The organism is Skermanella sp. (genome assembly GCF_059503625.1).
In genome coordinates this window covers 1-18,620 of sequence record NZ_JCACHA010000588.1, presented here as the reverse complement: position 1 = coordinate 18,620, position 18,620 = coordinate 1, and the positions used below count along the sequence as shown (strand labels likewise).

Here is an 18,620-nt window from a genome sequence, read left to right as displayed (position 1 = left end):
GCCGACCATATCATCGCCGGCGACGGCGACGACATGCTGTTCGGCAATGCTGGCGACGACATCCTGCGCGGCGGCACCGGCAACGACACGCTGACCGGCGGCGGCGGCGCCGATACCTTCGTGTTCCGGGGCGGCGGCGGCCAGGACGTCGTCATGGACTTCAACAAGGGCGAGGACATCCTGCTCGTCTCCCGCAACATCAACGGCCTCCAGGTCACCAGCGCCGACGATCTGGCAAGCCGCGTCGTCGATTCCGGCGGCCATGCCGTGATCGACCTCGGCAACGGCGACACCATCACGCTGATGAACGTCTCCGCCGCGGATATCCAGCAGAACCCGCAGGCCTTCTTCGCCATCGGCTGACGAAGAGCGACAGCGACGGAAAATGAAAAGGGGGCGCCGGCTGAAGCTGGCGCCCCCCTTCCCATTTGCCGTGGCCGCCGCCTCAGCAGCAGCGGTTCATGCCGCCGCCCTTGACGCCGTAGCGGGTGTCCTGCCGGTCGCGGAAGAACTCCTCGTAGGTCATCACCGGCTCGTCCGGATGGTTGGCGAGCCGATGGGCGACATAGGTGTCGTAGCAGGGAACTCCGACCATCAGCCGGCCGGTCTGCTTCAGCCGGCTGAAGATCGCCTTGAACTCATGCAGGGCGGCCTCATGCATGCCGCGCTCCCCCAGAGGCCAGGCGGGTGGCCTGCCGGACGCCTTCGTCGCCGCCCACTTCGCGGGTGGTGACGTTGGGGTTGGCAAGCGCCTTGCGGACGGCGAGGACGCCGTAGACCACCATCGACAGCACCACGGCGATGAACAGCCCGCACAGAACGGCATCGACGTAGTCGTTGAAGATGATCCGGTTCATCTCCTCCACCGTCTTGGCCGGGGCCAGGATGGTGCCGGCGGCCAGCGCGTCGCTGAACTTGCCGGCATGGGACAGGAAGCCGATGGCGGGGTTGGGGTGGAACAGCTTTTGCCAGCCGGCGGTCAGGGTGCAGATCAGCAGCCACGCCGTCGGCAGGATCGTTACCCAGGCGTAACGCTGCCGCTTCATCTTGAACAGGACGACGGTGCAGAGGATCAGTGCTATCGCCGCCAGCATCTGGTTGGAGATGCCGAACAGCGGCCACAGCGTATTGATGCCGCCCAGCGGATCGACGACGCCCTGGTACAGGAAGTAGCCCCAGGCGGTGACCGCCAGGGCGGTCGCGACCACGTTCGCCATCCACGAGTCGGTCCGTTTCATGACCGGAACGAAGGTGCCGAGCAGGTCCTGGATCATGAACCGGCAGACGCGGGTGCCGGCATCGACCGTGGTCAGGATGAACAGGGCCTCGAACAGGATGGCGAAGTGGTACCAGAACGCCATCATCGCCTTGCCGCCGATGACGCCGGACAGGATATGCGCCATGCCGACGGCCAGGGTCGGAGCGCCGCCGGCGCGCGACAGGATCGAGCCCTCGCCGACATCCGCCGCCGTCTGGGTCAGCATGTCGGGCGTGATCACGAAGCCCCAGGAACTGATGACCTGCGCCGCCTGATCCGGCGTGGTACCGATCAGGCTGGCCGGGCTGTTCATGGCGAAGTACAGCCCCGGCTCCAGCACGCAGGCGGCGATCAGCGCCATGATGGCGACGAAGCTTTCCATCAGCATGGAGCCGTAGCCGATCAGCCGGGCCTGGTCCTCGTTCTCGACCATCTTGGGCGTGGTGCCGGATGCTATCAGCGAGTGGAAGCCGGACACGGCGCCGCAGGCGATGGTAATGAACAGGAAGGGGAACAGCGACCCGGAGAACACCGGCCCGGTGCCGTCGACGAAGCGGCTGACCGCCGGCATCTGAAGGTCCGGCATCACGAACAGGATGCCGAGCGCCAGCCCCAGGATCGTGCCGATCTTGAGGAAGGTGGAGAGATAGTCGCGCGGCGCCAGCAGCAGCCAGACCGGCAGCACCGATGCGACGAACCCGTAGCCGATGATGGTCAGCGCCAGCGTCTCGCCGCTGAAGGTGAACATCGCGGCCGCCGTCGGGTTCTCGCTGACGATCTGTCCGAAATAGATGGCGGCGATCAGGGCCGCGAAACCGATCACCGACATCTCGCCGATCCGGCCGGGCCGCAGGTAGCGGGTATAGACGCCCATCAGCATCGCGATGGGGATCGTCGCGAAGACGGTGAAGCTGCCCCAGGGGCTGTGCGCCAGCGCCTTGACGACGACAAGGGCCAGGACCGCCAGCAGGATGATCATGATCAGCAGCACGCCGAACATGGCGATCACGCCGGCCACCTGCCCCATCTCGCTCCGGATCATGTCGCCCAGCGACCGGCCGTCGCGCCGCATGGAAATGAACAGGACGATGAAGTCCTGCACGGCGCCGGCGAACACCACGCCGACCAGAATCCAGAGCGTGCCCGGCAGATAGCCCAGCTGCGCCGCCAGCACCGGCCCCACCAGCGGCCCGGCGCCCGCGATGGCCGCGAAGTGGTGGCCGAACAGCACGTATCTGTTGGTCGGGACGTAGTCCAGGCCATCGTTGTACCGGACCGCCGGCGTCGCCCGCCGGGGATCGAGCTGGAGAACGGTCCGGGCGATGAACAGGCTGTAGAACCGGTATGCCAGAAGCGCCACGCAAACGGCGGCCACGACGATCCACAGGGCGTTGATCGTCTCCCCCCTGTTAAGCGCGATCCAGCCGAATGCGAACGTCAGCGCCAGCGTGACGGCGATCCAGCCGAGCGTCTGAATGGACCTTGTCATTCACAGAGTGCCTTTCATGGCGATGCGAAAGCATCCGCCGTTCAGCCGGTTCGAAACGGCATGGGACGACGGAAGGAAAGGCCGCAATATCCGCCAATCGGGGACGTGGAACAACTATACGGTTGGGACAGTCTTAACGATTGTTTCTTGTCCGAAATGAGCAGGAGGCGGGGTGTTTTGTTGCGGTGCAGCATGGGTGTTTTGGTTGTGGGAAGCTGGTAACGTGGCTTCGTCACAGGGAGTCCCTGATCTCAGCCCAGCTTGTTATGTCCGGCAGGAAGCCGTACATTATCCAGGCAGCAGGAGCGACTGACATGGCCAGGCAGGCATCGACGGAAAAGAGGTCGTCACCGACGCGCAAGGAGCGTCTGGAGGCGCGAATTTCCACTGAACAGAAGGATTTGTTCGTTCGAGCCGCCGAACTTCAAGGCCGCACGCTGACCGATTTCGTGATCGCCAGCGTCCATGAAGCCGCCGTCCGGACGATCGGGGACATGCAGTCCATCCAGCTTACCGCGCAGGAAAGCCGCGCCTTCGCCGAAGCCGTGCTCAACCCCAGGGAGCCGACCGACCGTTTGCGGTCCGCCGCGCGCCGGTATATCGAAACCCTTGGGAACTGACGCAATCCCTTGCGTATCGACGCCCTGAACGACGGCCATGACCGCACCGCATTCGAAAGCGGCGTCGAGCCTCTGGATCGCTACATCCGGACCCAGGCGAGCCAGGACATCCGCAAGCGGGTCGCGTCCTGCTTCGTCCTGACCGATGGATCAACCGCTCCGCTCGGCTACTACACGCTTGCGGCCACATCCATATCGCTGACGGACCTGCCGGCGTCGCTGAGCAAGAAACTCCCGCGCTACCCCGCCGTACCCGCAACGTTGATGGGGAGACTGGCGGTCGATTCCCAGCATCGTGGCCGACGGCTTGGTGAACTGCTCCTGCTCGACGCTTTCAGCCGGGCGCTGCGGGCGGAGATCGCGACCTACGCTTTCGTCGTCGATGCCAAGGACGAGGCCGCAGCCGGTTTTTACCGCGCCTACGATTTTCAGCCGCTCACCGCCGGAGGTCGGCGCATGTTCACTCCCATGGCGGAGATCGCAAAGCTGTTTGCGTGACGTGCTTTCACATATGTACTGCCATGACACTAGGGACGTGGATGCCGCCACGGGCGCGAAGCGCTTGCCTCAAGCCGCCGGGCGCAGCGCATCCAGCCCGAATTCGCCGGTGTCCAGGAAGGTTTCGATCAGACCGACATAAGGAGCTATGTCGATGTCGTTCTGCTTCAGCCAGTCGGGGTTGTAGTAGGTGGAGGTATAGCGGTCGCCGCTGTCGCAGATCAGCGAGACCAGCGAGCCTTCCTCGCCGGCCTTCATCATGTTGGCGGCGATCCAGCACAGGCCGAAGAAGTTGGTGCCGCTGGAGCCTCCGACGCGGCGGAACAGGCGGTCGGACAGGACATGCATCGCGGCGATCGACGCGGCGTCGGGGACCTTGATCATGTGGTCGACGACGCCGGGGATGAAGGACGGCTCGACACGCGGGCGGCCGATGCCCTCGATGCGCGAGGGATGGGCACAGGTGGCGCCGGGGTTGCCGGTGGTATAGGCCTCGTAGAAGGCGGAGTGCTCGACATCCACGACGCACAGGCGGGTGTCGAAGTCGCGGTAGCGGATATAGCGCCCGATGGTCGCGGAGGTGCCGCCGGTGCCGGCGCTCATGACGACCCAGCGGGGAACGGGATGGGCTTCTCCCCGCATCTGGTCGAAGATGCTTTCGGCGATGTTGTTGTTGCCGCGCCAGTCGGTCGCCCGTTCGGCGAAGGTGAACTGGTCGAGGTAGTAGCCGCCGGTCTCGGCGGCAAGGCGGGCGGCGACTTCGTAGACTTCACGCGGGCTTTCCACGAAATGGCATCTGCCGCCGAAACGCTCGATCGCCTCGATCTTCTGCCGGCTGGTGGAATTCGGCATCACGGCGATGAAGGGAAGGTCGAGGAGATGCGCGAAATAGGACTCGCTGACGGCGGTGGAGCCGGACGATGCCTCGACCAGCGTCGTGCCTTGCCGGATCCGGCCGTTGCAGATGCCGTAGAGGAAGAGCGAGCGGGCGAGGCGGTGCTTGAGGCTTCCCGTGGGGTGGGTCGATTCGTCCTTCAGGTAGATCGAGATGCCCTTCAACCCGCGAAACACCGGGTTGACGAGATGCGTGTCGGCGGATCGCCGGCCGTCGCCCTGGAGGATGCCGATGGCACGCTTGACCCAGGTATGGTCGGAGCAGGCTTGAAGACCGGTGAGCGGCGGGCATGGAAGTCCGGTATTCGGCGAGGTCATGGCACGGGTCCGGTTTGGCGAAGGCGTGGGGTGGTCGGGCTGAGTGTTGGCATGACGGATTGTTTTGGGATAGTGGAATCAGGATTTTTCGATGTTTTTCAACCATGAATAAGTAAACAGTCTATTTAATAAAGTTTTATTTTATTTTGTTCTTAGCTGCGGGACGGTATGCCGTTGTGGCGTGCCGAAACTCCGGAGGCATCGATGCGTTTCATTCTCGTGGCTGCGGCCGCTCTCTTCGCGGTATCGGCGACACCCGCTTTTGCCGAAGGCAAGCAGGACTTCGACCTGGTCAACAAGACCGGCTACACGATCGACAAGGTCTTCGTTTCCCCGTCGAACAGCGATGACTGGGAAGAGGACGTGCTCGGCCGCGACGTCCTGGATGATGGCGAGAAGGTCCACATCACGTTCCATCGCGCCGCCAAGAGCTGCAAGTGGGACCTGAAGGTCGTCTACTCGGACGCCGAGCAGGCGGAGTGGGACGAGTTCGACCTGTGCGAAGTCTCCAAGATCACGATCCGCTACAACAGGAAATCCGGCGAAACCTCGGCCGTTACCGAGTGACATGACCGGCGGTTGACCGGAAGTACCGCCCCTGCCGGCTTCGGCTGGCAGGGAACTGGGGGTTTTTGGGGGGATCGTCCCTGCCGATCGAATTATCAAGGCTCGACATAGGTTGCGGATCTTGAAAAGATCGGTTTCGATAAGTGGATCATATACCCGTTTGTGCCAAGGGCACTGGAAGCCGCCGCATGAAAGCCGACAGTATGAAAACCAAGAGCATGAACATCAAGAAGCTCGATCTCTCCATAGAGTGGGATGCGGCCAAGCTACGCAATTTGATGACGAATGCGAAGCGGCTGGGGAGAGAGGACATCTACTTCGATGCGGTTCGCCAGATCGCCCGCATCGAGGGGATGAACATCGACGATCCGCTGGAAGCCGATTTCGCCATCACGATGAGGGCGCTGGAAGAAGCGCTTACGGCAGAGAGCGGTCAGACCAAGCGCCTCAGCCGGACCAAGCAGAAGCTCAAAAGAGCTGGGGTAAAGCAGACGCTTGCCGATCTGGCGGCCTCCCCCACTCCGTCCCTGGGATTCATGAAGCTCGTGGAATTCAAGATGGCCGATATGTCGGCCGAAGCGCTGATCCTGAAATACGAAGCGGAGTTCGACGCGGAAACCGTCGGTGCCGCGCGCAAGCGTCTTGCGGAGCATGGGGTGGAACCGGCCGCCTGATGCCGCGGATCATGACGCCGGCCGGCGAAGCAGGAGCTTGTTGACGCCGTTCAAGGCGGCGTAGAGGTCCTGGAACTGCGCCTGGAAGGCTTGCGGGCTCAGGCTGCCGACGGTCGCGGCCAGGGACACGAACAGCAGGCCGATGCTCGTCCGTCCGTCGATCCGGGCAAGGATGGGGCCGGCAAGTCGCGGCAGCGCCAGATTGACAGGCATGCCGCCGAGATCGGCGCGGAGGCCGGCACCGGGCTTCAGGCCGTGCGCGATGGCGGGACCGTCGAGGTCGCGCAGGACGGGGATGGCGTCGGGAGAATCTGGTCTGGCGACGGCGCCGGCGGCGTCCTCGGGACGGGTCAGGTAGAAGACATGCTTCGTCATGCTGCCGGAAAGCTGCTCGGCCAGGGCGGCGCGCCGAAGCATGTCCAGGCCGTCGAGGCGGCGGGACAGGCGCGGGTCGGCGATGTAGCGCGCGGGATCGTAGCGGGCCGGCTCGATGAAGGCGGTGATGGCGAGGGTGCAGGCGGCGGCAAGCCCTGCCAGTTCCGGGACGGTATAGGAGCGGTCGCGGCTATGGAGCAGCAGGTCGTAGAGGCCGGCGTCGGATTCCTGATGGTCGTTGATGAAGGGGTTGCGCTTCAGCCAGTTGGTCGGCGGCAGCGTCTTCAGCAGGCGCTTCGCCAGATCGACGCGCTCGGCGTCGGGCAAGCCGCCGGTCAGGGTGCGGAGCGCGTCCTGCAAGGGATAGACGCCCGTGCGGCCGAAGGTGCCGTAGACCATCAGGCCGATGCCGCCGCCGGGCGCCAGCACGGAAACAAGGGACTTCAGGCCTGCGGCCGGGTCTTCCAGGTGGTGGAGGACGCCGCAGCAGTCGATGTAGTCGAAGGGACCGAAGCCGTCCAGTTCCAGCAGGGAACCGCGATGGAAGGCGATATTGGTCAGCTTGCGGACTTCGGCGCGGCGCTCGGCGATGGCGCGCGACGCGTCGGACAGGTCGACATAGGTGATTTGGGCGGGAATGCCGGCATCGGCGCAGTGCTGCGCCAGCATGATCGTGCCGTCGCCCGTGCCGCCTCCGGCGAACAGGACGCGGAGCGGCCTGGAAAAGTCCAGGCGCCCGCCGAACACGTAGTGGTTGACCTCGTCCAGATGGCCGGGGGAGCCGGCGATCAGGCGGCTGTTCTCGTCGCGCGGGTCGCGGGCGGGATAGGGATAGGCCTCGTACTGGGCGCGCAGCAGGTCGGACGGCATCGGCGTCAGTCCTGGTCCTGCGCGTCCATCGTCAGGACGACCTTGCCGGTGGAGCGGCGCTCGATCAGCAGCTTCATCGCCTTGGCATAATCGGCGAGCGGGATGCGGTTGGAAATATGAGGCTGGATGCGGCCTTCCTCGAACCAGCGGAACAGGGTGGCGAAGCTCTCGGCGATGGTGTGCGGCTGGTTCTGGCGGTAGGCGCCCCAGTGGACGCCTATCGTGGCGATGTTCTTGACCAGCAGGATATTGGCCGGGATCTGCGGGATGCGGCCTTCGGCGAAGCCGATGATCAGGATGCGGCCGCCCCAGGCGATGCAGCGCAGGCTGGCGTCGAAGGTGTCTCCGCCGACCGGATCGTAGATCACGTCGGCCCCGGCGCCGCCGGTCAGCTCCTTGACGCGGGTCCGGATGTCCTCGGTCTTGTAGTCGATCAGGTGGTCGGCGCCCCGGCTGGCCGCGATTTCCAGCTTTTCGGCGGAACTTGCGGTGGCGATGACGGTCGCGCCCATCGCCTTGCCGACCTCGACGGCGGTCAATCCCACGCCGCCGGCGGCGCCGTGGACGACCAGCGTTTCACCGGGGCGGAGGCATGCCCGCTCCCACAGGGCTATGTGCGAGGTGCCGTAGACGATGGGGAAGCCGGCCGCCGTCTCGAACTCCATGCCGTCGGGGATGCGGAACACGTCGGACGCGCGGGCCACGGCCTGTTCGGCGTAGCCGCCGTGGTCGAGCAGCGCCATCACCCGGTCGCCGGGCCCGACGTTATCGACGTCGGGGGCGGCTTCGATCACCGTGCCGGCCGCTTCCAGTCCGGGGGAGAACGGGAACTCCGGCCTGACCTGATACTTGCCCTGGATCATCAGCGTGTCGGCGAAGTTGATCCCGGCGGCGCGGACCGCGATCCGGACCTGTCCGGGAGCCAGCGGCTTAGGGTCCGCCACCTGTTCGAACGACAGGCTCTCCGGCCCGCCCCATTCCCGGCACACCACGGCGCGCATCGGCATTCCTCCCGGTATTCGTCTTCGGACTTCGTATAGCCCAGGCAGGGTTATTCGGGCCAGCCGCTTGCTGGGCGGATCTCGCCGACGGACAGGCCGACGCGGTTGGTGATCGCGGGGTGGGTCAGGTCGGCCAACTCGTCCCGGCGGGACTCCGCCATCACCTTGCACTGACGCAGCAGGGCCGCCATCGCGATGCCGGCGGCGCGGCTGGCGCCGTCCTCGATCTTCAGCGCGATGCCGAGGCCGAGTTCCGGCAGGACGGCGCACATGACGCCCTCGGCGCCGATCTTGATGAGCGCCTGCCCGTCGATCGCTTCCATCATGCGGGTGTCGAAGGTGCCGCGCCCGCCGATCAGGTAGGGGTGCTTGCCCCAGGCCTGCCGGATGCGGGCGATCGCCTCCGCCCTGCGGTCGGGCAGATCCTGCGGGTCGGCCAGACGGGCCATGGCGAGGGCGAGCGAACCCAGCGGAATCGCGATGGTCGGGATGCCGCAGCCGTCGACGCCCCACGGGGCGCTGCTCAGATCCTGGGCTGTCATCTGCTCCAGCACACCCAGGATGCGCTGCTGGACCGGGTGGTCGAAGCGGATGTAGCCGGCTGTCGGCTCGCCCTTGTGGCGGGCGGTCGCCAGCATGCCGGTGTGCTTGCCGGAGCAGTTGTTGTGAACGGTGCCGGGCGCTTCGCCGGCGCGGATCAGGGCGTGGGCTGTCGCCTCGTCGTAGGGGAGGTGCGTGCCGCATTCCAGGTCGGCGGGAGTGCAGCCGATCCGCTCGAGCCAGGCGGAGACCAGCGTGGTGTGGCGGGACTCGCCGTTGTGGGAGGAGCAGGCGAGCGCCAGTTCCTCGTCGGTGACGCCGAACGCGTCGGCGGCGCCGGATTCGACCAGCGGGATCGCCTGGAGCGACTTGATCGCGGAGCGGGCGAAGACCGGCTTTTCGAAATCGCCCCAATGGGCGACGACATGGCCGTCGGCATCGACGATGGCCGCTATGCCGCGGTGGCGCGACTCGACCATGCCGCCGCGCGTGACTTCGACCAGGACGGGCGTTTCGGCGGCGCCCAGTTCGGCATGGCCTTCGGCTGGCGCGTCATGGTCGTGGCCGTGCTGATGGCCGTGCTGGTGGTCATGACCGCAGCAGGAGTGGCCGTGATGGTCGTGGTCGGTCATTGGGCCGTCACTGTCTAAGCCGTTTCAGAATGTCTCATGCGCGCCACCTTGCCCCGGCGGGCGCTCCGGTGCAAGGTGCCGCTCATGCGTGGATATTTTGCAATCGGGGTAGAGGGCGTCAGCAAAGCGTTCAACGTGGGCAACCTTGTCAGGTCGTCCCATGCGTTCGGCGCCAGCTTCGCCTTCACCATCGACGCCCGGCTGGACAAACGCCAGCTTCGCGTCTCTGACACATCGGATGCCTCGAGCCATCTGCCGGTCTACCACTATCCCGACGTCGCGAGCCTGGAGCTGCCGCAGGGCTGCGCCCTGGTCGGCGTCGAGCTGCTGGACGAGTCCATAGAGTTGCCCAGCTTCCGGCATCCGCTGAGGGCCGCCTACGTGCTGGGGCCGGAGCGCGGCAGCCTGTCGCCGGCGCTGGTGGAACGCTGCGACTTCGTCGTCAAGATCCCGACCCGCTTCTGCATCAATGTCGGCGTGGCCGGAGCGCTGGTCATGTACGACCGCATGATCAGCCTGGGGCGGTTCGCCGAGCGTCCGGTGCGGGCGGGCGGGCCGGTCGAGGGACGGAAGGAACATGTCCACGGCGAGCAGCTTTACCGGACGCCGAAATCGTAGCGAGCCAGAACGTTCGTTTGCTACTGAATACCATAGCAACTCACGCGATACTTTTTCCAAAGACATACTCGGAAATGCGTAGCCAAGATGTAATACTTTCGATATGGTCGCGGTCACATACCCCCGCACCGCCCCTTTTCCGGAAAGGTACGGTGCCGGGCGCTGCACTCGGGATCACAGGAAGACGCGACATGCCACCGAGCTTCTCCGGCAAGACGACACTGGTCAGCGGCAACGTGACGATCGCCGGACGTCGAACCAGCATGCGGCTGGAGCCGGAGATGTGGGCCGCGCTGAAGGCCATCTGCGCCCGTGAGCGCCTGTCGATCCATGCGGTGTGCACCCTGATCGACGAGAGGCGGGGAGAAGGAGGCCTGACCTCGGCGGTCCGGACCTTCATGGTGAAATATTATGAGGGCGCCGCGACCGAGGAAGGCCATGAGCGCGCCGGGCACGGCAACGGTGCCCCTTTCGGCTGGGGAGGCGTGGCAGGCAGGGCGACGATCCACCAGGACGAGCCGGCGGAGACGCCTGAACTCGAGACGGAAGAAGCCTGAGTAAATCCGCGACGGCCCCTGATTCCGTACGCGCGGCAATCCGGACATCCGTTCCCTGTTGCGCCGGAGGCTTGTGCTTTGCGATAAAGGCGGCTTGCAAAAGGGGTACGTACATACTCCTTAACCTGCCTTTCGACACCAGGGAACCGGCATGACGCTCGGTCTGCATGACTACGAACGGCGTCGGCGGCGTCGGTTTTGGGGAAGTACGGTCAAGTTCCTCCTTATCTTGGGCGTACTGCTCGCGATCGGCCTGTTCGCGTACCAGATGGGCGTGGAACAGGTGAAGGGCCGCGAGACGGGACTGCTGGCGGAGAATGCCCAGCTCGGTCAGGCCAATGCCGAACTCAGCCGTTCGGTGGCGGGCCTGCGCGCCGCTGCCCAGAACGCGGAGACGAAGGTGTCGGAGCTGGAGGCCCGGCTGGCGCGGGAACTGCCGACCGGCGATCTGGCCCGGCTGACCGAACTGGCGCGGGAGCGGCTGGCCGCAGGAGTCGAGGCGAAACGTCTGGTCTTCGTGCTCAGCCAGATCAAGACGCCCCGCGCCTGCGAGAAGCCGGAGAACAAGCGGTTCATCCTGCCGACTCCGGTCTACAAGGGGCCGAACTCCACCGTCGGCTTCGCCAACGGCGCGATCACGGTCAGCGGCGAAGGAACGCCGGCCCGGAGCCCGACCGGCAACGTCGAAGGCTGGTTCGATCCCAAGGGGCTTGTCACGATCCGATTCACCGAGGCCGGCGGACGCCAGACCGAGGCCAAGGGTACCTTGCCGCTGTATCATACCGTCGTGTCCGCCGGGATCGAGCACCAGTTCACCGTCACGGCGGGCGCCCGGTCCTTCGTGGAAGTGACGGACGAGCGCTGCCCCTTCCCCTGACGGGCTTTCCCGAACTGGTTTTCCCTGGCAGGTTTTCGTTAACGGATATACCGGGTTAAGCGGGCCTTAAGGGCTGCCGGCGTACCAGTTGCAGGCTGGTGCGCACACGGAGGCGGCGTTGATAAAGATCCTGGTCCTGGTGCTGGTCGCGCTGATCTTCGGCGGCGGCGGATTCGGCGCGGGCTGGTTCCTGTTCGCCAACCAGGGCGAGCACCACGAGGAAAAGGTCGAGGAGCCGCCCCCTCCCCCGCCGCCGGGACCGCCGGTCTTCGTCAATATCGGACCGCTGACCGTGCCCGTGCTGGGCGCCGAGCGGATCGACCAGTTCGTCACCCTGATGGTGGCGCTGGAACTGACCGACATGGCCACGGCGGAGGCGGTCCGTGCCCAGGCCCCCCGCCTGACCGACGCTTTCCTGACCACGATCTACGGCGCCATCGCATCCGGCAAGGTGATGAGCGGCGGCGTGCTGGACGTGGCGCAGGTGAAGTCGAAGTTGCGCGATGCAGCATCCAAGGTGCTGGGTAAGGACATGGTCCGCGACGCGCTGATCCAGGTCGTCAACCAGCGTCCGATGTAGCGCTTTCTTCCGGACAATTTCTCGAGTCGCTTCACTTAGATTAGTAAGCATTTCGACCCTGAAGACATCGGATGGCGGAGTTCCGCCTGTTTAACGTGATCTTCCGATGCCCCTGGAGCAGCGCAGTTGCTTTGTCCGCGTCCCTCCTGCATGCTTTCCGCAACAACTAATTGCCCGCAACTCCTTTGAAACATTGGGATGATTGCGCGGGATAAAAGTTCTTTGACGGGAATCTGGGGGGATCGATGTCAGTTGCCTTCGTCTTCGTCATCCTGTGCGGCCTAGCCGCGCTTGCCTACGGCGTCTACGCCGGACGGCAGGTGCTCGCCGCCAGTGCCGGGTCCGCCCGGATGCAGGAAATTTCGGGCGCCATCCAGGAAGGCGCACAGGCCTATCTCAACCGCCAGTACACGACCATCGCCCTGGTCGGCATCGTGCTGTGCGCCATCCTCGGCTACATCCTGGGGATGCACGTGGCGATCGGTTTCGTGATCGGCTCCGTCCTGTCCGGGATCGCCGGCTATATCGGGATGAACGTGTCCGTCCGCGCCAATGTCCGCACGGCGGAAGCGGCGCGTGGCGGCATGGCGCCGGCGCTGGACATCGCCTTCAAGTCGGGCGCCATCACCGGCATGCTGGTGGTCGGCCTGGGCATCCTGGGCGTCACGATCTATTACGGCGTGCTGCTGATGTCGGGGGTTCCGATCCGCGGCATCCTGGAAGCGCTGGTGGCGCTCAGCTTCGGGGCTTCGCTGATCTCCATCTTCGCGCGGCTGGGCGGCGGCATCTTCACCAAGGGCGCCGATGTCGGAGCCGACCTTGTCGGCAAGGTCGAGGCGGGCATTCCGGAGGACGATCCCAGGAACCCCGCGGTCATTGCGGACAATGTCGGCGACAATGTCGGCGACTGCGCCGGCATGGCCGCCGACCTCTTCGAAACCTACGCAGTCACCATCGTCGCCACCATGTTGCTGGCGGCGATTTTCTTTGTGGGCGATACCCAGGCCCGGCTGATGATCTATCCGCTGGTGATCGGCGCGGTCTGCATCATCGGCTCGGTTGCCGGCACCTTCTTCGTCAAGCTGGGGCCGTCCAACAACATCATGGGCGCGCTCTACAAGGGGCTTGCGGTCACGGCGGCGATCTCCGCCGTGCTGATCTTCCTGGCGACCGCGATCCTGCTGGGCTTCAACACGCCGCTGGAGCGCGTCGAGGGCGGCGCCGTCACCGGCTTCAAGCTGTTCGGCTGCGCGCTGGTCGGCCTTGGCGTCACCGGGCTGCTGGTCTGGATCACGGAATACTACACCTCCACCTCGTTCCGGCCGGTCCGTAGCATCGCCAAGTCGTCGGAGACGGGCCACGGGACCAACGTGATCCAGGGGCTGGCGATCTCGATGGAGGCGACGGCCCTGCCGGCTCTGGTGATCTGCGCCGGCATCATCATCGCGCACACGCTGGCCGGCCTGTTCGGCATCGCCATCGCGGCGACGACGATGCTGGCGCTGGCCGGCATGGTCGTGGCGCTCGACGCCTACGGCCCGGTGACCGACAACGCCGGCGGCATCGCGGAGATGGCCGACCTGCCCAAGGAAACCCGCGTCGTCACGGACGCGCTGGACGCCGTCGGCAATACGACCAAGGCCGTCACCAAGGGCTACGCCATCGGCTCCGCCGGTCTGGCGGCGCTGGTGCTGTTCGCGGCCTATATCGAGGACCTGAAGCACTACTTCCCCAACGTGGATGTGACGTTCAACCTTCAGGACCCTTATGTCGTGGTGGGATTGCTGATCGGCGGACTGCTGCCCTACCTGTTCGGCGCCATGGGCATGACCGCCGTCGGCCGGGCGGCGGGATCGGTCGTGGTCGAGGTCCGGCGCCAGTTCCGCGAGATCAAGGGCATCATGGAGGGGACGGCCAAGCCCGACTACGGCAAGGCGGTCGATATGCTGACCCGCGCGGCCATCCGCGAGATGATCCTGCCGTCGCTGCTGCCGGTCGCGGCCCCGATCGTGCTGTACTTCGTCATCAACCTGATCGCGGGGCAGGCGGCGGCCTTCACGGCGCTGGGCGCCATGCTGCTGGGAACCATCGTCACCGGCATCTTCGTCGCGATCTCGATGACGTCGGGTGGCGGCGCCTGGGACAACGCCAAGAAGTATATCGAGGAAGGCAACTACGGCGGCAAGGGATCGGACGCCCACAAGGCGGCCGTGACCGGCGACACGGTCGGCGATCCGTACAAGGACACCGCCGGCCCGGCGGTCAACCCGATGATCAAGATCACGAACATCGTGGCGATCCTGCTGCTGGCCATCCTGGCGAAGCTGGCGGAATAACGGCGAGGGACGTGAAAAAACCCCGGAACCGCGAGGTTCCGGGGTTTTTTCGTTGGGTGAGCCGCCGAGGGTGAACAGCCGGCCGGCGATCTACCGCCGGGGCACGCCCGGCTGGCGGAAGCCGCCGTTGCCGCCGGAGAAGCGCCCGACATTGCCGAGCATCTGTTCGATGAAGTTCAGGTCGCGGCCGGCGGTCGGGGTCGTGCGTTCGACCAGTTCGACTTCCTTGCCGGCGCTCTGGTCCAACTGATGGACATCGGCGACGTTCCCGGCCTCGTCGAACTTGACGACGACGACCTTGCGCTCGACCGTATCGGGACGGAAGAACGCCGTTTTCTCCGTCCGGGCGCCGATGTAATACCAGGTGTTGGGATCGAAGGTGCCCATCGTGGACGGCGTTCCCAGCACCGCCGCGACATCGTCGCGGGTGCTGACGCCCGGCTGGATCTGCTGGAGGCGATCCTTGTCGGCCAGATTGCCCCGCGTGTCCACCGAGGGCGAGCAGGCAGCCAGTGCAAGGCCCATGAAGCCGGCAGCGAAGACGTGACGAAGTGTTGGTCTGACCATGATTGCCCGGTATTGTCCATCTGCCGCCGCCCCGGCATTATCCGGCGCCGTCTTCCCGACCTCCCGGCTCTTGTCCGGGACCGGGCGGATTGACGGAGACCTGATTGACGTCGACCTGGGCGGCACCCATTTCGGGTAGGACAATTGCACCCGTCGCGCCGTCCTGTCAACTTTCCGGAATCGCTTCCGGCCCAATTCGGGATCGTCCAGGGGTCATCCCGGGACCACTTCAGGACCATGGAGATCGAGCTTTGCTGAACCGCCTGTTCCAGCGCAATCGCCACGAGGCTCAGGCTCTGGACCTGTACGAAGCCATCGTGGCCCAGGCGCGCCGTCCCGAATTCTATGCGGACCTGGACGTACCCGACACGATCGACGGGCGGTTCGAAATGATCGCGATGCACGCTTTTCTGGTGATGCACCGGCTGAAAACGCGCGGGACGGAGGCCGAGGCCGTGTCCCAGCAGTTGTTCGACACCCTGATCGCCGACATGGACCGGAGCCTGCGCGAGATCGGGATCGGCGATCTGAGCGTGCCGAAGCACATCAAGAAGATGGCCAAGGGGCTTTACGGGCGTATCGTGTCGTACGAGAAGGGGCTGAACGATCCTAACGACGCCGTCATGCATGCGGCACTTGACCGCAACCTTTACGGCACCGTGATGGAAGTACCCGAGCGCTGTTTCGAAGCCGTAACGGCCTATATGCGGCGCGAAGTCGAATCGCTGGCCGCCCAGCCGCTCGACCGGCTGGTCGCCGGGCATGTGCAATTCGGCCCGCCGCCTGCTATAGACCCCCTGCCGTAGGGTGACGCCCCGCCTTTCCGGCATCGGGGCAGATCGGGACAGCGAAGTTTCAGGAACAGGGAGACGTCCATGACCGACCACGAGATCGCACCGGAATTCTCCCGGCCCATCCTTGCCGACAAGGTCGGGACCGACGAGACGGTGCAGACGATCAAGGCGAAGCCGGAGGAGTGCGCCAGGCTGGCCCAGCGCCTCGACCTGCAATCGCTGGAAAACTTCAGCGCCGTCATTCACCTGCGCCGCATCCGCGGCGGCAAGATGATCCGCGTTTCCGGCAGGCTGGAGGCCGACGTCGTCCAGACCTGCGTCGTGACGCTGGACCCCGTGCCGGCCCATGTCGCGGACGAGTTCGAGACGATCTTCGCACCGGCCCACCTGATCCCGGCGACCGCGCCGGAAGTCGAGATCGACGCCGAGGCGGAGGACCCGCCGGAGCCGCTGATCGACAACAGGATCGACCTGGGCGAGCTTGCGACCCAGCACCTGTCACTGGCGCTGGACCCCTATCCGCGCCGCCCCGGCATCGGTTTCGAAGACCATATCGAGGATGACGAGGAGGCCCCGGCCGAACGGCCCAATCCCTTCCTCGCCCTTGCCAAGCTCAAGCGGCCTGATTAAATTCGCGCTTCACTCTTGCCCCGATGGGGCGTTTTCTGTAATGAAGCGGTTCGCATGAGGCGGCTCCTTCGGGCCGCCTTTTATAATAGAGAGTCCTGACGATGGCTGTTCCTAAAAAGAAAACCTCGAAGTCGCGGCGCGACATGCGGCGTTCTCACCATGCCCTGACCGCCTCATCCTTTGCCGAATGCCCGAACTGCGGCGAACTGAAGCGCCCGCACCATGTCTGCGGTTCGTGCGGCCAGTACGACGGCCGTGAGGTGGTTGAAACCGTTACCGCGTGACCGATCCGCAGGATTCCAGGTCATTGGGTGACGGTTCATCAGGTGGCGGTTCATCAGGTGATGGGCCACCGGCAAACATGCCGGTTGGCGGCAAGGCGGCAGGCGGCCTACGGAGTTCGGATGCGGTGAGTGCGCGTTTGACGATCGCCCTTGATGCCATGGGCGGAGATCATGCGCCGGAAATGGTTGTCGCGGGTGCCGACATGGCTCGGTTGCGTTGCCCGGAGATCGACTATCTGTTCTTCGGCGACGAACAGCGGATAAGGCCGCTGCTCGCGAACCTGCCCGATCTTGAGCGGATCTCCACGATTCATCATACGCCGGACGCCATCAGCAACGATGCGAAGCCGGCTGTGGCTTTGCGCAGTGGACGCACTTCCAGCATGCGGCTGGCCATCGATGCGGTGGCGCAGGGCAAGGCTGCGTGTGTGGTGTCCGCCGGAAACACCGGCGCCCTGATGGCAATGGCCAAGTTCGTCCTGAAAACGCTGCCGGGCATCGACCGGCCGGCGATAGCGTCGTTTTTTCCGACGATGCGCGGCGAAAGCGTCATGCTGGACCTGGGCGCCAACATCGAGTGCGACAGCAGGAACCTCGTCGAGTTCGCCGTCATGGGATCGGTCTTCGCGAAGACCGTGCTGGGCCTGATGGAACCGACGGTCGGTCTGCTGAATATCGGCGCAGAGGAAATCAAGGGGCACGAGTCGATCAAGCAAGCGGCGGCCCAGCTCCGGATCACTCCCCTGCCCGGCAAGTTCCATGGTTTCATCGAGGGCAACGACATCCCGGCCGGCGTGGTCGACGTGATCGTCACCGACGGCTTTACCGGCAACGTCGCCCTCAAGACGGCGGAAGGCACCGCGAAGCTCTACGCCGAGCTGCTGCGCCGGACCTTCAGCTCCTCCATCCTCGCCAAGATCGGGTACCTGCTGGCCCGCAACGCCTTCACCAAGCTCCGGAAACGGATGGACCCGCGACGCTACAACGGCGCGATGTTCCTGGGGCTTCAGGGCGTCTGCGTGAAGAGCCACGGCGGAACCGATGCCGACGGCTTCGCCAACGCGGTTTGCGTAGCGGTCGACATGGTCACCCGGGGCTTCAACGAAACGATCAAGGTCGAGGTGGCGCGCATCAACAGCGCGATCGCCGCGGCATCCGCGATCGTGGAGTCCTCGTCTCCCGATTCACCCCTCCCAGACCCGAAAGCAGCGGCCGTATAAATGGTTCGACGTTCCAGGATAACAGGCTGCGGATCGTACCTGCCGCAGAACGTTGTAACCAATCAGGACCTCGCCCAGCGGGTCGATACGTCGGATGATTGGATAACGCAGCGTACCGGCATCCGGTCCCGCCATCTGGCGGCGCCGACAGAGAAGACGTCCGATCTGGCGCTGGCCGCCGCAAGGAAGGCGCTGGACCATGCCGGGATCGCGGCGGATCAGGTCGATCTGATCATCCTGGCGACCACGACTCCGGACCATACCTTCCCGGCGACCGCGACCAGGGTGCAGGCCGAGCTCGGCATCACCCACGGCGTCGCCTTCGACCTTCAGGCGGTCTGCTCCGGCTTCATCTTCGCGCTGTCGGTGGCCGACAACTTCATCCGGCTGGGCCAGGCGAAGACGGCCCTGGTGATCGGGG

General features: G+C 65.1%; 21 protein-coding genes and 1 pseudogene. 15 read left to right on the top strand and 7 right to left on the bottom strand.

From position 1 onward, the window contains the following. A pseudogene (locus tag AC5JJ6_RS15025) lies at nucleotides 1-363 on the top strand (calcium-binding protein); the annotation flags it as partial. An 82-nt stretch (nucleotides 364-445) separates the two neighbouring features. Here AC5JJ6_RS15025 and AC5JJ6_RS15020 read toward each other — a convergent pair. Further along, entirely contained in the window at nucleotides 446-661 is a 216-nt protein-coding gene (locus AC5JJ6_RS15020) for a YbdD/YjiX family protein (RefSeq protein ID WP_044431516.1), read from the bottom strand. Beyond that, nucleotides 654-2,747: a carbon starvation CstA family protein gene (locus tag AC5JJ6_RS15015; protein WP_496042826.1), complete on the bottom strand. Its 2,094-nt coding sequence runs from the start codon at nucleotides 2,745-2,747 to the stop codon at nucleotides 654-656. Before AC5JJ6_RS15015 ends, AC5JJ6_RS15020 begins: the two co-directional genes overlap by 8 nt. Nucleotides 2,748-3,061: 314 nt before the next feature. Here AC5JJ6_RS15015 and AC5JJ6_RS15010 point away from each other — a divergent pair, with 314 nt between their 5' ends. Both AC5JJ6_RS15010 and AC5JJ6_RS15005 read left to right on the top strand, forming a co-directional pair. Next, complete coding sequence (locus AC5JJ6_RS15010; protein ID WP_496042825.1) at nucleotides 3,062-3,367, top strand: type II toxin-antitoxin system TacA family antitoxin; 306 nt, start codon at nucleotides 3,062-3,064, stop codon at nucleotides 3,365-3,367. Between the two features lie 9 nt (nucleotides 3,368-3,376). Continuing rightward, nucleotides 3,377-3,865, top strand: coding sequence for a GNAT family N-acetyltransferase (locus AC5JJ6_RS15005; protein WP_496042824.1), 489 nt, complete (start codon nucleotides 3,377-3,379; stop codon nucleotides 3,863-3,865). Nucleotides 3,866-3,934: 69 nt separating this feature from the next. Here the strand turns inward: AC5JJ6_RS15005 and AC5JJ6_RS15000 are convergent, their stop codons facing one another. Then, nucleotides 3,935-5,077: a PLP-dependent cysteine synthase family protein gene (locus tag AC5JJ6_RS15000; RefSeq protein ID WP_496042823.1), complete on the bottom strand. Its 1,143-nt coding sequence runs from the start codon at nucleotides 5,075-5,077 to the stop codon at nucleotides 3,935-3,937. Between the two features lie 204 nt (nucleotides 5,078-5,281). On the opposite strand from AC5JJ6_RS15000, the gene AC5JJ6_RS14995 reads away from it, so the two are divergent. Together AC5JJ6_RS14995 and AC5JJ6_RS14990 are read left to right on the top strand one after the other, a co-directional pair. After that, on the top strand, nucleotides 5,282-5,644 hold the full coding sequence (locus AC5JJ6_RS14995; protein WP_496042822.1) for a hypothetical protein: 363 nt from the start codon (nucleotides 5,282-5,284) through the stop codon (nucleotides 5,642-5,644). Nucleotides 5,645-5,832: 188 nt separating this feature from the next. Then, a complete protein-coding gene (locus AC5JJ6_RS14990) occupies nucleotides 5,833-6,318 on the top strand; it encodes a hypothetical protein (RefSeq protein ID WP_496042821.1) in 486 nt (161 codons plus the stop codon). A 9-nt stretch (nucleotides 6,319-6,327) separates the two neighbouring features. Here AC5JJ6_RS14990 and AC5JJ6_RS14985 read toward each other — a convergent pair whose 3' ends face one another. The 3 genes from AC5JJ6_RS14985 to AC5JJ6_RS14975 are packed head-to-tail and all read right to left on the bottom strand — an operon-like array spanning nucleotide 6,328 to nucleotide 9,736. After that, nucleotides 6,328-7,563: a class I SAM-dependent methyltransferase gene (locus tag AC5JJ6_RS14985; protein ID WP_496042820.1), complete on the bottom strand. Its 1,236-nt coding sequence runs from the start codon at nucleotides 7,561-7,563 to the stop codon at nucleotides 6,328-6,330. Nucleotides 7,564-7,568: 5 nt separating this feature from the next. Then, nucleotides 7,569-8,564 (bottom strand): NADPH:quinone oxidoreductase family protein, encoded by a 996-nt coding sequence (locus AC5JJ6_RS14980; RefSeq protein ID WP_496042819.1) that lies wholly within the window; start codon nucleotides 8,562-8,564, stop codon nucleotides 7,569-7,571. 50 nt (nucleotides 8,565-8,614) lie between these two features. After that, nucleotides 8,615-9,736, bottom strand: coding sequence for an asparaginase (locus AC5JJ6_RS14975; protein WP_496042818.1), 1,122 nt, complete (start codon nucleotides 9,734-9,736; stop codon nucleotides 8,615-8,617). An 84-nt stretch (nucleotides 9,737-9,820) separates the two neighbouring features. On the opposite strand from AC5JJ6_RS14975, the gene AC5JJ6_RS14970 reads away from it, so the two are divergent. The 5 genes from AC5JJ6_RS14970 to AC5JJ6_RS14950 all read left to right on the top strand — a co-directional run bounded on the left by AC5JJ6_RS14970 (nucleotide 9,821) and on the right by AC5JJ6_RS14950 (nucleotide 14,704). Then, on the top strand, nucleotides 9,821-10,354 hold the full coding sequence (locus tag AC5JJ6_RS14970) for an RNA methyltransferase (RefSeq protein ID WP_496042817.1): 534 nt from the start codon (nucleotides 9,821-9,823) through the stop codon (nucleotides 10,352-10,354). 191 nt (nucleotides 10,355-10,545) lie between these two features. Then, on the top strand, nucleotides 10,546-10,911 hold the full coding sequence (locus AC5JJ6_RS14965) for a ribbon-helix-helix domain-containing protein (RefSeq protein WP_496042816.1): 366 nt from the start codon (nucleotides 10,546-10,548) through the stop codon (nucleotides 10,909-10,911). A 151-nt stretch (nucleotides 10,912-11,062) separates the two neighbouring features. After that, nucleotides 11,063-11,788 carry a hypothetical protein gene (locus tag AC5JJ6_RS14960; protein ID WP_496042815.1) on the top strand — a complete coding sequence of 242 codons (726 nt, stop codon included), beginning with the start codon at nucleotides 11,063-11,065 and terminating at the stop codon, nucleotides 11,786-11,788. A gap of 118 nt (nucleotides 11,789-11,906) precedes the next feature. Further along, entirely contained in the window at nucleotides 11,907-12,368 is a 462-nt protein-coding gene (locus tag AC5JJ6_RS14955; protein ID WP_496042814.1) for a hypothetical protein, read from the top strand. Nucleotides 12,369-12,613: 245 nt separating this feature from the next. Then, on the top strand, nucleotides 12,614-14,704 hold the full coding sequence (locus AC5JJ6_RS14950; protein WP_496042813.1) for a sodium-translocating pyrophosphatase: 2,091 nt from the start codon (nucleotides 12,614-12,616) through the stop codon (nucleotides 14,702-14,704). A gap of 90 nt (nucleotides 14,705-14,794) precedes the next feature. On the opposite strand, the gene AC5JJ6_RS14945 is transcribed toward AC5JJ6_RS14950, so the two are convergent. Beyond that, on the bottom strand, nucleotides 14,795-15,271 hold the full coding sequence (locus AC5JJ6_RS14945) for an outer membrane protein assembly factor BamE (RefSeq protein WP_496042812.1): 477 nt from the start codon (nucleotides 15,269-15,271) through the stop codon (nucleotides 14,795-14,797). A 251-nt stretch (nucleotides 15,272-15,522) separates the two neighbouring features. On the opposite strand from AC5JJ6_RS14945, the gene AC5JJ6_RS14940 reads away from it, so the two are divergent. The 5 genes from AC5JJ6_RS14940 to AC5JJ6_RS14920 all read left to right on the top strand — a co-directional run. After that, nucleotides 15,523-16,077 (top strand): ubiquinol-cytochrome C chaperone family protein, encoded by a 555-nt coding sequence (locus AC5JJ6_RS14940; RefSeq protein WP_496042811.1) that lies wholly within the window; start codon nucleotides 15,523-15,525, stop codon nucleotides 16,075-16,077. Between the two features lie 69 nt (nucleotides 16,078-16,146). Next, nucleotides 16,147-16,695, top strand: coding sequence for a YceD family protein (locus AC5JJ6_RS14935; protein ID WP_496042810.1), 549 nt, complete (start codon nucleotides 16,147-16,149; stop codon nucleotides 16,693-16,695). Between the two features lie 101 nt (nucleotides 16,696-16,796). Further along, nucleotides 16,797-16,979: a 50S ribosomal protein L32 gene (rpmF, locus tag AC5JJ6_RS14930; protein WP_496042809.1), complete on the top strand. Its 183-nt coding sequence runs from the start codon at nucleotides 16,797-16,799 to the stop codon at nucleotides 16,977-16,979. A gap of 125 nt (nucleotides 16,980-17,104) precedes the next feature. After that, on the top strand, nucleotides 17,105-18,199 hold the full coding sequence (plsX, locus tag AC5JJ6_RS14925; protein ID WP_496042808.1) for a phosphate acyltransferase PlsX: 1,095 nt from the start codon (nucleotides 17,105-17,107) through the stop codon (nucleotides 18,197-18,199). Next, the coding region (locus AC5JJ6_RS14920; protein WP_496042807.1) for a thiolase family protein at nucleotides 18,200-18,620 on the top strand (421 nt) is incomplete at its 3' end.